14 protein-coding genes and 1 pseudogene are annotated in these 13,986 nt (G+C 72.7%); 9 read left to right on the forward strand and 6 right to left on the reverse strand.

The genetic code is table 11. From position 1 onward, the window contains the following. Window positions 1-95: 95 nt before the first annotated feature. Genes DK389_RS13540 through DK389_RS13550 form a run of 3 tightly spaced genes read right to left on the reverse strand, consistent with a single transcriptional unit; the run spans window position 96 to window position 2,378 of the window. Entirely contained in the window at window positions 96-443 is a 348-nt protein-coding gene (locus DK389_RS13540) for a DUF3325 domain-containing protein (RefSeq protein WP_109890286.1), read from the reverse strand. Continuing rightward, entirely contained in the window at window positions 440-2,041 is a 1,602-nt protein-coding gene (locus DK389_RS13545) for a PepSY-associated TM helix domain-containing protein (RefSeq protein WP_109890288.1), read from the reverse strand. Before DK389_RS13545 ends, DK389_RS13540 begins: the two co-directional genes overlap by 4 nt. 37 nt (window positions 2,042-2,078) lie before the next feature. Continuing rightward, complete coding sequence (locus DK389_RS13550; RefSeq protein ID WP_109890290.1) at window positions 2,079-2,378, reverse strand: iron transporter; 300 nt, start codon at window positions 2,376-2,378, stop codon at window positions 2,079-2,081. A 394-nt stretch (window positions 2,379-2,772) separates the two neighbouring features. Between DK389_RS13550 and minC (DK389_RS13555) the strand changes: the two are divergent. The 4 genes and pseudogenes from minC (DK389_RS13555) to minE all read left to right on the forward strand — a co-directional run bounded on the left by minC (DK389_RS13555) (window position 2,773) and on the right by minE (window position 5,746). Further along, a pseudogene (minC, locus tag DK389_RS13555) lies at window positions 2,773-3,443 on the forward strand (septum site-determining protein MinC). A gap of 480 nt (window positions 3,444-3,923) precedes the next feature. Beyond that, a complete protein-coding gene (gene minC / locus DK389_RS13560; RefSeq protein ID WP_109890292.1) occupies window positions 3,924-4,616 on the forward strand; it encodes a septum site-determining protein MinC in 693 nt (230 codons plus the stop codon). A gap of 12 nt (window positions 4,617-4,628) precedes the next feature. Further along, window positions 4,629-5,444, forward strand: coding sequence for a septum site-determining protein MinD (gene minD / locus DK389_RS13565; protein ID WP_109890294.1), 816 nt, complete (start codon window positions 4,629-4,631; stop codon window positions 5,442-5,444). Then, window positions 5,441-5,746 carry a cell division topological specificity factor MinE gene (gene minE / locus DK389_RS13570; protein ID WP_109890296.1) on the forward strand — a complete coding sequence of 102 codons (306 nt, stop codon included), beginning with the start codon at window positions 5,441-5,443 and terminating at the stop codon, window positions 5,744-5,746. Before minD ends, minE begins: the two co-directional genes overlap by 4 nt. A 15-nt stretch (window positions 5,747-5,761) precedes the next feature. On the opposite strand, the gene DK389_RS13575 is transcribed toward minE, so the two are convergent. After that, on the reverse strand, window positions 5,762-7,177 hold the full coding sequence (locus DK389_RS13575; protein WP_109890298.1) for a cytochrome P450: 1,416 nt from the start codon (window positions 7,175-7,177) through the stop codon (window positions 5,762-5,764). Window positions 7,178-7,252: 75 nt separating this feature from the next. Between DK389_RS13575 and DK389_RS13580 the strand changes: the two genes are divergently transcribed. Both DK389_RS13580 and DK389_RS13585 read left to right on the forward strand, forming a co-directional pair. Continuing rightward, on the forward strand, window positions 7,253-7,579 hold the full coding sequence (locus DK389_RS13580) for a DUF167 family protein (protein WP_236960853.1): 327 nt from the start codon (window positions 7,253-7,255) through the stop codon (window positions 7,577-7,579). 88 nt (window positions 7,580-7,667) lie between these two features. Continuing rightward, window positions 7,668-9,425, forward strand: a complete 1,758-nt coding sequence (locus tag DK389_RS13585; RefSeq protein WP_109890302.1) for an SLC13 family permease — start codon at window positions 7,668-7,670, stop codon at window positions 9,423-9,425. On the opposite strand, the gene DK389_RS13590 is transcribed toward DK389_RS13585, so the two are convergent. Further along, window positions 9,344-10,354, reverse strand: a complete 1,011-nt coding sequence (locus DK389_RS13590) for a LysR family transcriptional regulator (RefSeq protein ID WP_109890304.1) — start codon at window positions 10,352-10,354, stop codon at window positions 9,344-9,346. The two genes, DK389_RS13585 and DK389_RS13590, sit on opposite strands and share 82 nt — an antisense overlap. A 99-nt stretch (window positions 10,355-10,453) precedes the next feature. Between DK389_RS13590 and DK389_RS13595 the strand changes: the two genes are divergently transcribed. Next, window positions 10,454-10,813, forward strand: coding sequence for a hypothetical protein (locus DK389_RS13595; protein WP_109890306.1), 360 nt, complete (start codon window positions 10,454-10,456; stop codon window positions 10,811-10,813). A gap of 53 nt (window positions 10,814-10,866) precedes the next feature. Here DK389_RS13595 and DK389_RS13600 read toward each other — a convergent pair whose 3' ends face one another. Beyond that, window positions 10,867-12,117, reverse strand: a complete 1,251-nt coding sequence (locus DK389_RS13600; RefSeq protein ID WP_109890308.1) for a NupC/NupG family nucleoside CNT transporter — start codon at window positions 12,115-12,117, stop codon at window positions 10,867-10,869. A 134-nt stretch (window positions 12,118-12,251) separates the two neighbouring features. Here DK389_RS13600 and DK389_RS13605 point away from each other — a divergent pair, with 134 nt between their 5' ends. Then, window positions 12,252-13,073 (forward strand): SDR family NAD(P)-dependent oxidoreductase, encoded by an 822-nt coding sequence (locus DK389_RS13605; protein WP_109890310.1) that lies wholly within the window; start codon window positions 12,252-12,254, stop codon window positions 13,071-13,073. 5 nt (window positions 13,074-13,078) lie between these two features. After that, complete coding sequence (locus DK389_RS13610; protein ID WP_109890312.1) at window positions 13,079-13,981, forward strand: alpha/beta hydrolase; 903 nt, start codon at window positions 13,079-13,081, stop codon at window positions 13,979-13,981. Window positions 13,982-13,986 lie beyond the last annotated feature (5 nt).

Here is a 13,986-nt window from a genome sequence, read left to right on the forward strand (position 1 = left end):
CGGGTTCGAGCTGTTGCGTTGCAATAGAAGGTGCGGGCGCATCCGGCAAGGGCCGTCCGCGCGGAAGGCACCCGGCCGGAGGGGCGGGGCCGCGCCTATCCCTTCAGCGCGAAGGGCAGGGCGACGAGCGCGAGCGGCAGCGCGGCGAGCGCGGCCGGACGCAGCCATTGGGGCCGGTAGGACAGGAGCGCGACGACGAGGAGCGCGGCTCCGGTGAGCGCCCCGATCCACTGCACCGGCCCGAAATTCCAGCCCTCGAACGCCACGGCGGCGGCGAACGAGACGGCGATGCCCGCCCAGCCCGCGAGCCGCAGGGCCCGGGCGCGCGCCTTCGGCGCGCGGGCCAGGAAGGCGTCGCGGTGGTGCCGGTCGAGGCTCAGCGCCAGCGCTGCGAGCGAGGCGAAGCTCAGGGCGAGGTTGAGGGCGAGGACGAGGGGGGTCATGCGCGTCGCCTGATCTCGGCGCCCGCCGCGTTCCGCGCCTGCGGGGCGGCCTGGGGCGCGCGTTGCGCGGCCGGGCGGGTGGTGGGGAGCGGTTCGGCGGTGCCGGCCCGGCGCGGCGCCCGGCCGGCGCGGTAGGATGCGGCGGCGAGGAGGAGGCCGATCGCCAGCATCGCGGCGTCGAAGCCGAGGAAGCGGGCCTCGCCGTCGAAGGGGTGCTGCCCGGTCGTCAGCGCGCTGACGACCGGCACCGCGAGGAACAGGAGGCTCGCCAGCCCGAACGCCTCGCGCCAGGCGGCGCGGCGGGGCCGCAGCAGGCCGGCCAGCACGACGCAGATCCAGGCCCCGAAGAACAGCCGCACCTCCAGGTCGCCCCGGCCGGCGATGCCGACCGGCAGCAGGCGATTGGCCAGGAAGTAGACCGCGAGCCCGACCGGCAGGCCCGCAACCGTACCGATGTTGAGGGCGCGCACGAAGCGGTAGCCGAGGCCCGGCCGCTCGGCGGGCTTCGGCAGCCGGGCGACCGTCCAGAGCACGAGCCCGGTCCCGATCGTCGCGGCGCCCATCAGGCCGCACAGGAAGAACAGGGCCTTGAGCCACGGCCCCGCGAAATGCGCTTCGTGCAGGCCGACGAAGGCGGCCGAGATCTGGGTCGCTGGCTTCGCGGTTCCGGTCGCGCCGAGTTCCGCCCCGCTGGCCCCGTCGAAGGCGATCTGCGGGTGGATATGCGCGAGACCGTGCGGCTCCTCGAAGATCGCCACGATCGTCGCGGCCGCGTCGCCCGGATTGTACACGGCGACGTGCTCCAGGGTCTCCGGGACGCGCCCCTGGGCCTGCGCCACGAGGGGGGCGAGCGAGACGAGGCCGCCCGGCTTGCCCGCGGGCGCGCGGACCTCCGGCATCAGCTGGGACTCGACGAAGAAGCGGATCTCGTCGCCCTTGTAGGCCGCGGTCACGCCCCAGGGCACGTACATCAGCGCGAAGGTGACGACGCCGGTATAGGCGATCATCAGGTGGAAGGGCAGCGCCAGCACGCCGGTGACGTTGTGCGCGTCGAGCCAGCCGCGCTGGGCCGACTTGTCCCGCCGGAAGGTGAAGAAATCCGCGAAGATGCGCCGGTGCGTGACGATGCCGGAGACGAGCGAGACGAGCAGGATCATGGCGCAGAGGCCGACGATCCAGCGCCCCCAGAGCGGGGGCATGTTGAGCTCGAAATGGAAGCGGTAGAGGAAGTCGCCGCCCCGCGTGTCCCGGGCCGCCGTCGGCGCGCCGGTCGCAGGGTCGAGGAGCGCGTTGTGGAACGGGCCGGCGAGGTCCTTCCACCAATGCACCTCGATCAACGGCTTGTCGGGCTGCGGCAGGGCGATGAACCAGGCCATCGCGTCCGGCCCCTTGGCCTTCAGGAAATCCGCTCCGAGATCGGCCGCCCGGCCGGCATCGAACGTCGCCCCGGCCTGCAGTTCCGGCCGCATCCAGGCCGAGATCTCGGTTCGGTAATAGGTCGCCGTGCCGGTGACGAAGACCGCGAACAGCACCCAGCCGACCACGAGGCCGGACCAGGTGTGCAGCCACGCCATCGACTGGCGGAATCCCTGTCTCATGCTGCCCGCCCCCCGCGCGGCGCCGCGCGCGCGCCGCTCATGCCTGCCCCTGGACGAGCAAGAGCCCGCCGCCGAGGAGCAGGCACAGGCCCCCGAGGCCGAGGACCGCCCGCCCGAGGGAGCGGGCGGCGAACACGTAGACCACCGCCGCGACCATGACGGCGAAGCTCGGCAGGGTCGCGGCCGCGACCGCCTCGGCCCGGGTGAGGGGCAGGGTGAGCGAGAGGAGCGCCGTCAGAAGCGCCGCGAGCCCGTAGCCGCCGAACGCCGCCAGCAGAACGCGGCCGGCAACGTTCGCCCGGTAGGCGAAACCCAGTCCCTCGTGACGTTGGCCCATCGGCAAGCCTGTGATTGTCGCGCCGGTTCCGCGCGCCGGAAAGCATTCGTCGAAGATATGCGAAAGGGCAGTAGCAAGACGGCGCTCGTTGCCGCAACATCTATGTTTCGGAATCATTCCAATATGAAAATCGGGATTAAAAACAGATCTGTACTTGAACATGTCCCGCCCCGCCGGCGGCAGCGCCGCGCGCCCGCGATCCGCAGGACATCGGCCGGTTCGCGCCATGCCCGCTTGAGCCCGGCGGGTGGGGAGCCTAATCCTGGCAGGCGCCATCGCTTCGCCCCGTCGGGTCACGGCGCGCCGCCACCTCCGTTCCCCTGGCCCATTCCCTGGCATTCCCGTGACCGAGCCCGCGCCCCGCCCCCCGATCCGCTTCCGTGGCCGTTCCTTCATGGCCATGGTCCTCGCGCCGACGCTGCCCGTCGCCGAATGGCTCGCCGACCTCGACGCGCTGGCCCGGCGCTCGCCGGCCTTCTTCTCGGGGCGGCCGGTGATCCTCGACGTCTCGGGCCTCGGGCTCGATCGGGCGGCGCTCGCCGGGCTCGTGGCGGATCTCGGGACCCGCGACATCGCGATCCTCGGCATCGAGGGCGCGGGCGCCGGCATCCTCGGCGAGGGCCTGCCCCCGCCGCTCTCGGGCGGGCGCCCGGCGGCCGACATCGCGGCGCCCGACCCGGCCGCGCCCGATCCGGCCGCGTCCGCTCCGCCCCCGCCGAGGCGCCGGCCGTGCCGACGCGATCGCTGATCCTCGACACGCCGGTCCGCTCGGGGCAGGCGATCCTGCATCTCGAGGGCGACATCACGGTGATGGGCTCGGTGGCCTCCGGCGCCGAGGTGATCGCGGGGGGCTCGATCCACGTCTACGGCACCCTGCGCGGCCGGGCGATCGCGGGCGCGGCCGGCAACCCGCAGGCGCGCATCTACTGCCGCCGCTTCGAGCCCGAGCTCATCGCCATCGACGGTCTCTATCGAACCGCCGACGACCTCGGCCCGACCCTGCGGGGCCAAGCCATCGAGGCCCGGCTCGTCGAGGACGCGATCAAGGTGACGAAGCTCGACTGAGCGCGCGGCCGGCCGCGCGCGCCGCCATTCCCCGTACCTGTCTCAAATCGGCCACAGCGGGCGTCCCGCGGCGGCACGATGCGTTAACGGATGCCGGCCTGCCGGGCCGCGCGGGGCCGTCCGCGCAAGCTTCGTCCAAGGATCCGCGGATCACCATCCGGACGTTCGACAATGGAACGGGCTCCGCGCTCGGATATCGGTGCGAGATTCGCGCTGCTGCTTGGACCAAAACGAGACGCGGTATCGAAGTGTACACTGCGTCTGCATCGGTGCGAGGAAGGCATTACTCGTTCGCATCGAAGATCAACGAACGTTCGGATCCTTCCTTCTGCGCGTCGTCATCGGGCTTCGGGGGCGCCGAAATAGGCCGGAGCGCGACTTTTGAGCGTTTTCTGCGCTGCTTTAACGGACGATCGAAAATCTTAACCCTTCGGTAACCATATCGACCGTCAATGGTCCGGTAAGGAATCGTTCACCGCCGTGACCAGCCAGACTCCTCCCCGCCGAACTCTTCCGCTGCGTGGCCGAGCCTTCAAGGCCCTGGCCCTGGCACCCGAGACGCCGCTGGCCGAATGGCTCGCCGATCTCGATGCCGCGCTGAAGCGCTCCCCGACGCTCTTCGATGGCCGCGCGGTCATCCTCGACGTCGCGGCGCTCAAGCCCGGCAAGGACGACCTGCAGGCGCTGCTCACCGACCTCGGGCAGCGCCGCATCAAGATCCTCGGCGTCGAGGGGGCTGAACCCGCCGCGATGCCGGGCGACCGGCCTCCGCTGCTCGTCGGCGGACGCCCGGTCGACACCGTCGAGATCCCGGAAATCCCGGGCGAGCCCGAGGCGCCGTCCTCGACCTCGCTGATGATCGAGGGATCGGTCCGCTCGGGCCAGTCCATCGTGCACCCGACCGGGGACGTCACCGTGATGGGCTCGGTCTCCTCCGGGGCCGAGATCCTCGCCGGCGGCTCCATCCATGTCTACGGCGCGCTGCGCGGACGGGCCATCGCCGGCGCCGCCCGCAACCCGCGCGCCCGCATCCTCTGCCGCAAGTTCGAGCCCGAACTCCTCGGCATCGATCGCTTCGTCCGCACGGCCGAAGAGATCGGCACCAGCCTGCGCGGGCGCCCCGCGCAGATCTGGCTCGATGGCGGCGCAATCAGAATGGCAAGTTTGGATTAAGGAGTCACGAGAATGTCCAAGGTTCTCGTCGTCACATCGGGCAAGGGCGGCGTCGGTAAGACGACCACCACGGCGGCGCTCGGTGCCGCCATCGCGCAGAGCGGCAAGAGCGTCTGCGTCGTCGACTTCGACGTCGGCCTGCGCAATCTCGACCTCGTCATGGGGGCCGAGCGTCGGGTCGTCTACGACCTCATCAACGTGGTCAACGGCGACGCCAAGCTGCCGCAGGCGCTGATCCGCGACAAGCGGCTCGACAGCCTCTCGCTGCTGCCGGCCTCCCAGACCCGCGACAAGGACGCGCTCACCGACGCGGGCGTCGCCCGGGTCATGGAGGAATTGCGCGAGAAGTTCGACTGGGTGATCTGCGACTCGCCCGCCGGCATCGAGCGCGGTGCGACGCTGGCCATGCGCCACGCGGACGTCGCCGTGGTGGTGACGAACCCCGAGGTCTCCTCGGTGCGCGACTCCGACCGCATCATCGGCCTGCTCGACTCGAAGACGATCCGGGCCGAGAAGGGCGAGACCATCGACAAGCACCTCATCCTGACTCGCTACGACCCCACCCGGGCCGACCGCGGCGACATGCTGAAGGTGGACGACGTGCTCGAGATCCTCTCGATCCCGCTGCTCGCCATCATCCCGGAGAGCGAGGAAGTGCTGCGCGCCTCGAACGTCGGCTGCCCGGTGACCCTCAACAACCCGCTCTCGGCGCCCGCCCGCGCCTACACCGACGCGGTCCGCCGACTCAACGGCGAGACGGTGCCGATGAGCGTGCCCAGCGAGCGCAAGTCCTTCCTCGGCAAGATCTTCACACGGAGGGCGGCATGAGCCTTCTCAATTTCTTCTCCCGGCGCGGCTCCGCGCCGGTGGCCCGCGAGCGCCTGCAGCTCATCATCGCCCACGAGCGGGCCGATAACGGGCGCTCCGACCTCGTCGTGACGCTGCGCGAGGAGATCCTCGCCGTCATCGCCAAGCACGTCGCGATCGAGCGGGACAAGGTCTCGATCACGGTCGAGCGCGGCGAGGGCGTCTCGACGCTGGGCGTCGACATCGAGCTGCCGCTGCCCGCGGCCGCCAAACTGACCGGCGTCGTCGAGACGGCGGCGAAGGCGAAGCTCGCCGCGGCCTGAGAGGGAAGCGGCTGCCTAACGCGGCCTCAAGGTGAAGGCCGGCGGCCGGTCGGGCTGCGTCGTCACGACCGCCGCCGGGTGGATCGCCGTCCCCTCGGGCAGGCTGATCCGGAAGCGGCCGATCAGGCGGGCGAGGGCGAGCGTCGCCTCCAGCAGCGCGAAATGGGCGCCGATGCAGACGCGCGGGCCCGCCCCGAACGGCAGGTAGGCGAAGCGCGGCGGCGGGGCGGCGCCCGGCAGGAAGCGGGCCGGATCGAACGTGTCCGGGTCGCGCCAGAGCCGCCGGTGCCGGTGCAGCACCCAGGGCGAGATCATCACCACGTCGCCCGGCTCGACGGGGTAGCCGCCGAGCGTGTCCGGGGCGCGGGCCGCGCGGGCGAGGACGAAGGCGGGCGGGTAGAGGCGCAGGGTCTCGTCGACGACGGCCCGCGTCAGCGGCAGCTTTCGCTCGTAGCCGCTGGCGAGGTCGGCGCCGGCCCCGCGCGCCTCCGCGGCGGCCGCCTCCTGCGCAACCGCCTCCTGGATGTCGGGTGCGAGCGCCAGCAGGTAGCTCGCCCAGAGGAGCGCGGCGGCCGTGGTCTCGTGCCCCGCGAGAATCATCGTGGCGACCTGATCGCGCAGCTGGTCCTGATCGAAGGGCCGCCCGGTCTCCGGATCCTTCGCCGCCACGAGGAGGTCGAGCAGGTCGCGCGCGGCCCGCGGGGCCGGGTCCGCCGCCCGGCGGGCGATGATCCGGTCGAGGAACGGGATCCAGCGGCGCCGGAACCGGGCCCGCGCGAAGTCGAGCGGCGCCGGCCAGGAGAGCGGCAGAAGCATGTCGAGGAGGTGGGGCCGGCCCATCCGTTCGGCGTATTCCGCCACGAAGCGCCGCAGCGCCGCGCCGTCGCTCTCCATGCCCACCGAGAACATGGTGCGGCCCGCGATCTCGAGGGCGAGGCCGTGGAGCGCCGGGAACAGCGCGACGGGCCCGCGCGCGGCCTCCGCCTCCAGCCGCAGGCAGGCCGCCTCGACCGCCCCCTCGATGTGCGGCACCAGATCCTCCACCGCCCGCGGGGTGAAGGCCGGCGCCAGCGTCCTGCGCTGGTGGCGCCAGGCGGCGCCCTCGCTGATCAGGAGGCCGTCGCCGAGGACCGGGCGCAGGATGCGCACAGAGGCGCGGGTGCGCAGGTAGATTGCTGGGTTGTCGATGAGCACGCGCCGGATCGCGTCCCGGTCGCTCACGATGAAGCTGCGGCGCCCGAGGAGCTGGCGCTGGACGATCGGCTCGTCGTAGGTGCGCCGCGGCCACGCCTCGACGGCGTTCCGGCGCAGAGCCGCGAGATAGGCGAACAGGGGCAGGTCGTCGGCCGGCGGCTCCGGCACGGGCGGCCGCGGGCGCGGCCCTTGCGGAAGCCGCGGGGGATCGTCGAGAAGGGTCCGGCCGGAATCCATCGCTGCCTCGCTCGGCTTCCCGGACGGCTTGATGCCGGAGGCGGGGTGGCGTGTAAACACGCCCCGATGCCGCCCGTGCCCGCTCCCCCGCCGCCCTGGACGTCCGAGCCCGGGGGGCTGCGCCTCAGCGTGCGGCTGACGCCCCGCGGCGGGCGCGACGCCCTCGGCGACCCGAGCGTCGGTGCGGACGGACGCAGCGTCCTCCCGGTCCGGGTCGCGGCGCCGCCCCTGGAGGGCGCGGCCAACGCCGCCCTCATCGCGCTCCTCGCGAAGGTGCTGCGGATGCGCCGCTCCGAGATCGCCATCGTCTCGGGCGAGACCGCGCGCCTGAAGGTCCTGCGGCTCTCGGGCGACGGGCCGGCGCTCGCCGAACGGCTCGCGGCCGCCCTCGCCAACCGGTAAGGGAGGGATTCCTCGCGCCGGCGCTGGCCCCCCGGCCTGCGGCACCTACCTGTCCGCCCTCGACCCTCCTCTCTCTCCCCGAGCCTCCATGACCCTCGACCAGGGCCTCGCCTTCGGCCTGATCGGCTGCACCGTCCTGCTCTTCATCTGGGGCCGGCTGCCCTACGACCTCGTCGCGCTGCTCTCGCTGGTGGCGGGCGTCGCCATCGGGATCGTGCCCGCCGCCAAGGCCTTCGACGGCTTCGCCGACGACATCGTGATCATCGTCGCGAGCGCCCTCCTGATCAGCGCCGCCGTCTCGCGCTCCGGCGTCGTCGAGAGCCTGATGCGGCCCGTCCTGCCCTACCTGCGCGCGCCGGGGCTGCAGGTGCCGGCGCTCGCGGGCGCGGTGATGGCCCTCTCGATGGTGACGAAGAACATCGGCGCGCTCGCCATCTTCATGCCGGTGGCGCTCCAGCTCGGCCGCAAGACCGGCACGTCCCCGTCGCAGCTCCTGATGCCGATGTCCTTCGCCTCGCTGATCGGCGGCCTCGTCACCCTCGTCGGGTCCTCCACCAACATCATCGTCGCCAAGGTCCGAACCGACATCGTGGGCCAGCCCTTCGGGATGTTCGACTTCACCCCGGTCGGGCTCGGCATCGCGCTGGTCGGCCTCGCCTTCCTGGCGCTCGGCTACCGGCTCCTGCCCAGGGACCGCAAGCCCGGCGGCTCGGGCGCCTCGTTCTCCCTCGCCGCCTACGTCACCGAGGCGCGGCTGCCGCCGGGCTCGGCGCAGGTCGGCGCCACCGTGCGGGAAATCGAGGCGCTCGGCGACGGGGACGTCGCCGTCGCCGTCGTGATCCGCGAGCGCTTCCGCCGCTCCGTGCCGGGGCCGGACTGGCGGCTGCGCGCCGACGACGTGCTGCTGCTGGAGGGCGAGCCGGAGGATCTGGAACGCCTCGTGGCCCGCGCCGGGCTCGAACTCGTCGAGGGCGCGGCCGCGGCGGGCGGCCAGGTGAAGGTCGCCGAAGCCGTGGTGCCGGCCGATTCGCCGCTTGCCGGCGTCACGGTGGCGAATGCCGACCTGCGGGCCGCCCACGGCATCAGCCTGCTCGCGGTGAGCCGCAGCGACGGGGGCGTGGCCGGGCGCCTCGCGAACCTGCGCCTGCGGGCCGGCGACGTGGTGGTGCTGCGCGGGGGCGGCGAGGCCCTCTCCGACGCGCTGACCGCGCTCCGCCTGCTCCCGCTCGCCGAGCGCAGCATCAGCCTCGGGCACAGCCGGCGCGGCTACATCCCGATCTTCGTGCTCGGCGTCGCCATGCTGCTCATCGCGCTCCACGTGGTGCCGGTGGCGATGGGCTTCTTCGGGGCCGCGGTCGCGCTCCTGCTCCTGCGGGTGCTCACGATGGAGGAGGCCTACGAGACCATCGAGTGGCCGGTGATCGTGCTGCTGGGCGCCCTGATCCCGGTGAGCGACGCGGTGCGCACCACCGGCGGCACCGACCTCGTGGCCGGCTGGATGTCCGGCCTCGTGCAGTACATGCCGCCGATCGGCGCGGTCGCGATGCTCCTCGTCGCCGCGATGGCCGTGACGCCCTTCCTCAACAACGCCGCCGCCGTGCTGGTGATGGCGCCGATCGGCGCGAGCCTCGCGGGAAAGCTCGGGCTCAACCCCGACCCGTTCCTGATGGCGGTGGCGGTGGGCGCGGCCTGCGACTTCCTCACCCCGATCGGGCACCAGTGCAACACGCTGGTGATGGGTCCGGGCGGATACCGCTTCGGCGACTACGCCCGGCTCGGCCTGCCGCTCTCGCTGATGGTCGTCGTCGTCGGCACGGGGTTGATCGCGCTGTTCTGGCCGCTCTGATCCGCGCTCTCGACCTCGGAAGCCAGCCGCAGCAGGGTCCGGCGCAGCCACGCATGGGCGGGGTCGGCGTCGTAGGAGGCGTGCCACAGCATCGAGATCGCCACGTCGTCGAGCGCGACCGGCGCCGGGCTGACGCTGAGGCCCAGCGTCCCGGCGAAGAAGTTGGCCACCCGCGCGTGCATCGTGGCGATGACGGGCGCGTCGCGCACGAGGAAGGGCACGGCGACGAAGCTCGGCGTCGTCACCGCGATCGTCCGGCCGAGGCCGATCTTGGCCAGCGCGTCGTCGACCACCCCGTGCGCGGTCCCGCGCAGGCTCGTCAGGATGTGCGGGAACCGGACGTAATCCGCGAGGGAGATCGGCGCCGCGAGGCCGACGCGGGCGGGGTTGAACAGGCAGACGTAGCGGTCCCGGTGGAGGAGCCGCATCTTGTGGTGGGCCTGCCCCTCGGTGAACAGGCCGATGCCGAGATCGACCTGATCCGCGTCGAGCTCGGCGAGGATGCGCCCCCGATCGATCGTGCGCAGCAGGAGCCGCACGCCCGGCGCCTCGGCCCGCAGATAGGCGAGGAGGCGTGGGCCGAGCAGGACCTCGACGCTGTCCGGCAGGCTGATCGTGAACACGCGCTCCACGGTCGCGGGGTCGAAGCTGTCCTCGCGCCGCACCAGCGCCTGGATCTGGCGGAGCGCCGTGCGCACCGGCTCGGCGAGCGCCATCGCCCGCGGGGTCGGCCGCATGCCCTCGGGCGCGCGGGTGAGAAGCTCGTCGTCGAACAGCGCGCGCAGCCGTCCGAGGGTGCTGCTCATCGCTGACTGCCCGAGCCCGACCCGGGCCGCCGCCCGGGTGACGCTGCGCTCGGCGAGCAGCGCGTCGAGGGCGACGAGCAGGTTGAGATCGACGCGGGATAGATCGATGTGGTCAATATTCATTACCGATCCAATCGGTTTGATCGATGCTGCAGTGCAAAGCATATTCGCCTCACAGGCAAGGCCGATAGGCGCCTTGCGCAGCGGAAAGACCCAGACACCATGACCATCCGGACCACAATCCTCGCTGCCACCGCCCTCCTCGCCGCCGGCACGGCGAATGCCGAGGGCCTGAAACCCGCCCGAGCGCAGAGCGTCGATCTCGGTACGCTCGCGGGCGTCGCCTACGTCATGCCGGAAGCCGAGGGCTACCGGGTCGTCGTCACCCTGGCGCCCCGCGCCGCGGCTCCGGCCGTCCGCTTCGAGGCGGTGCTCGCCGAGGGCCAGCGGGTGACCCTCTCGGCGCCGCGCGGCCTCGGTCAGGCGGCCGACGCGGTCGAGATCGCCCGGAAGGGCGAGGCCGTCACGGTGGCGCCGGCCCGCACCCGCGCCGCGGTGCAGGAGGCCGCCGCGCTGAACTAGGATCGACGCGGGGAGGGGCCGGCCGCGAGGCCGGTCCCGCCTTATCCGCGTCGTCACCCGCCGATGAACAGCCCCGCGATGGCCGCGCTCGTCAGGTTCGAGAGCGTGCCGCCGAGGATGGCGCGCAGACCGTAGCTCGCCACCTCGGCCCGACGCTCCGGCACGAGGCTGGCGAAGCTCGCGAGCTGGATCGCGATCGAGGCGAGGTTGGCGAAGCCGCAGAGCGCGAAGCACAGGATCGCGGCCGTGCGCGGATCGAGGCTGCCGGATTTCAGAACCGGCGAGAGGTTCGCGTAGGCCAGGAACTCGTTGAAGGCGATCTTCTGCCCGAGCGCTCCGCCGACGAGGGCGGCCTGCTCCCAGGGCACGCCGAGGAGCCAGGCCAGCGGAGCGAACCCGTAGCCGAGGATCGCCTCGATCGAGGCGTCAGGGTAGCCGGCGAGCCCCCCGAGCGCGCCGACGATGCCGTTCGCCAGCGCGATCAGCCCGACGAAGGCGATCAGCATGGCGCCGACCGCGGCGGCGACCGCAAGCCCCTTCTGTGTGCCGTCGGCCGCCGCCTCGATGACGTTGGCCGCCCGGCGCTCGCCGAATTCCACCCGCGTGGTCACGATCCGGGTCGGCTCGACCGCCGGCACCAGGATCTTGGCGTAGAGGAGCCCGCCCGGGATCGCCATGAAGGAGGCTGCCAGCAGGTAGGTCATCGGCACGCCGAGGGTGGCGTAGCCCGCGAGGATCGAGCCCGCCGTCGAGGCGGCTCCGCTCGTCATCACGGCGAAGAGTTCGGAACCGGTCAGGAGCGGCAGGAACGGGCGCAGAGCCACCGCGATCTCGCTCTGGCCGATGAAGATGGTGATGACGGCCGAGAAGGATTCGATCGGCGCGGTGCCGAGGAGCCGCCGCAGCCCCGAACCGAGGAATCGGGCCAGCGCCTGCATCAGGCCGAGATGGTAGAGCACCCCGATCAGCGCCGAGACGTAGAGGATCTGTGGCAGCACCCGGAAGGCGATGACGAAGCCGCCGCCGCCGAACAGCTCGAACATCTTCGGATCGACGAGGCCGCCGAACAGGAAGGCTGCGCCCCGGTCTCCGTAGGCGAGCACCTGACTGACCACGTCGGCCACCGCCCCGAGGGCCGCCCGGCCCGCCGGCACGAACAGGATGAGGGCGCCGAGGCCGATCTGAAGGCCGAGGCCGGCGAGCACAGTGCGCGGCTGGATCGCCCGCCGGTTCGTCGAGGCCAGGACCGCGACCGCGACGAGCAGCGCGATGCTCACGCCCGCGTGGATGACGCGCTCGACCATTCCGCCCCCGATTGCCCGGCTACTCCGACGCAATCCATGCGCGATCCGGGCCAGATGCGCCACGTCCCGCCGCCCTGGACCCGGCCGCCCATTCCGCTAGGTTCCGCCCCCGGCGGGGCGCCGGAGGAGGGAATGTGGCACAGGCCTTCGCGCTCAGCGGAGCGGTCGGGCTCGTCACGGGCGCGGCGAGCGGGATCGGGGCGGCTCTCGCGGTCGCGCTGGCGCGGCGCGGCTGCGATCTCGCCCTGGTCGACCGTGACGCCGAGGGTCTGAAGGCCACGGAGGCCGCCGCGGCCGGGGCCCGCGTGAGCCGGCACGTCCTCGATCTCGTCGACGGGGAGGCCATCCTGGCGCTCAAGGACGCGGTCGAGGCCCGCCACGGACGGCTGAGCCTCCTCGTCAACAATGCGGGCGTGGCGCTGGGCGGCACCTTCGCGGAGACGGACCTGTCCGATTTCGAGTGGCTGATGGACGTGAACTTCCGCGCCACCGTGCGGATGACCCACGCCTTCCTGCCGCTCCTGCGGCGCGAGCCCGCCGCGCAGATCGTCAACATGTCGAGCCTGTACGGGCTGATCGCGCCACCGGGTCAGACGGCCTACGCGGCGAGCAAGTTCGCGGTGCGCGGCTTCAGCGAGGCGCTGCGGCACGAACTCGCCGGCAGCCCCCTGGGCGTCACGCTGGTGCATCCGGGCGGCGTCGCGACGAATATCGCCCGCAGCGCGCGCCACCCGAAGGGGCTCGATGCGGCCGCGGTCGAGGCGGGACGCATCGCCTTCGAGCGCTTCCTGCGCCTCAGCCCGGAGGCCGCCGCCGCCGAGATCCTGCGCGGCATCGAGCGGCGGGCGCCGCGAATCGTCGTGGGCAGGGACGCGCGCCGCGTCGCCCTGATCCAGCGCCTGATGCCGGTCGGCTACTGGCGGCTGATCGCGCGGCTCTCCGGCCTGGAGCGCTGACACTGATGGCGAGCCTGCGCGCCCACATCTTCGCCTGGATGGTCCGCCGCAACGTGCGCGACCGGCTGGGCCGGAGCCTCGACGTCGAGCGGATGCGGGCCACCTTCGAGGCCACCGCCTTCATCGAGCCCCGCGGCGTCGCCTACGAGCCCGGCGCGGTCGGCGGCATTCCCGGCGAATGGGTGCGCAGGCCCTGCGGGACGGCGGGCCCGCGCCTGTTCTACCTGCACGGCGGAGGCTTCGTCGCCTGCTCGCCCCGCACCCACCGGCCGGTGACGGGCGCCTTCGCCCGGCGCGGCTTCACGGTCTTCGCCCCCGATTACAGGCTCGCCCCCGAGCACCCGTTCCCCGCCGGCCTCGACGACGCGCTCGCCGCCTGGGAGGCGTTCGCGGCGGAGGGGCCGGCGGCGATCGGCGGCGATTCGGCGGGCGGCAACCTCGCCCTCGCCCTGATGCTGCGCGCGCGCGAGCGCGGCCTGCCCCTGCCGCTTGCGGCCGTCCTGTTCTCGCCCGCCACCGATTTCGTCGGCACCGGCGCCTCCTACATCGAGAACGGGCAGCGCGACGCCATGTTCGACCCGGAGGTGCTGCGCCACCTCGCCCCCCTCTATCTCGCAGGGGCGGACCCGATCGATCCGCTCGTCTCGCCGCTCTACGCGGATCTCGCGGGGTTGCCGCCGCTCCTCCTGCATGTCGGCGCCCGGGAGGTGCTGCGCGACGATTCCGTGCGGCTCGCGGAGCGGGCGCGGGCGGCGGGCGTCACGGTGAGCCTGCGGGTCTTCCCCGTCGTGCCGCATGTCTGGCAATTCGCCCACGCCTTCCTGCCGGAGGCGCACGCCTCGCTCAACGCGGCCTCGACCTTCCTGAGGGCGCATGCGAGACGGGAGACGCGGGAGCCCGCAGCGTGAGGAGG

Origin of the sequence: Methylobacterium durans (assembly GCF_003173715.1) — a bacterium.
Lineage (GTDB): Bacteria > Pseudomonadota > Alphaproteobacteria > Rhizobiales > Beijerinckiaceae > Methylobacterium > Methylobacterium durans.

Coding starts and splice junctions, on each gene's coding strand:
- DK389_RS13545 (WP_109890288.1), bottom strand. CDS start 2,041: ATGAGACAGGGATTCCGCCAGTCGATGGCGTGGCTGCACACCTGGTCC.
- DK389_RS13595 (WP_109890306.1), top strand. CDS start 10,454: ATGACCATCCGGACCACAATCCTCGCTGCCACCGCCCTCCTCGCCGCC.
- minD (WP_109890294.1), top strand. CDS start 4,629: ATGTCCAAGGTTCTCGTCGTCACATCGGGCAAGGGCGGCGTCGGTAAG.
- DK389_RS13575 (WP_109890298.1), bottom strand. CDS start 7,177: ATGGATTCCGGCCGGACCCTTCTCGACGATCCCCCGCGGCTTCCGCAA.
- DK389_RS13550 (WP_109890290.1), bottom strand. CDS start 2,378: ATGGGCCAACGTCACGAGGGACTGGGTTTCGCCTACCGGGCGAACGTT.
- minE (WP_109890296.1), top strand. CDS start 5,441: ATGAGCCTTCTCAATTTCTTCTCCCGGCGCGGCTCCGCGCCGGTGGCC.
- DK389_RS13600 (WP_109890308.1), bottom strand. CDS start 12,117: ATGGTCGAGCGCGTCATCCACGCGGGCGTGAGCATCGCGCTGCTCGTC.
- DK389_RS13585 (WP_109890302.1), top strand. CDS start 7,668: ATGACCCTCGACCAGGGCCTCGCCTTCGGCCTGATCGGCTGCACCGTC.
- DK389_RS13590 (WP_109890304.1), bottom strand. CDS start 10,354: ATGAATATTGACCACATCGATCTATCCCGCGTCGATCTCAACCTGCTC.
- DK389_RS13540 (WP_109890286.1), bottom strand. CDS start 443: ATGACCCCCCTCGTCCTCGCCCTCAACCTCGCCCTGAGCTTCGCCTCG.
- DK389_RS13610 (WP_109890312.1), top strand. CDS start 13,079: ATGGCGAGCCTGCGCGCCCACATCTTCGCCTGGATGGTCCGCCGCAAC.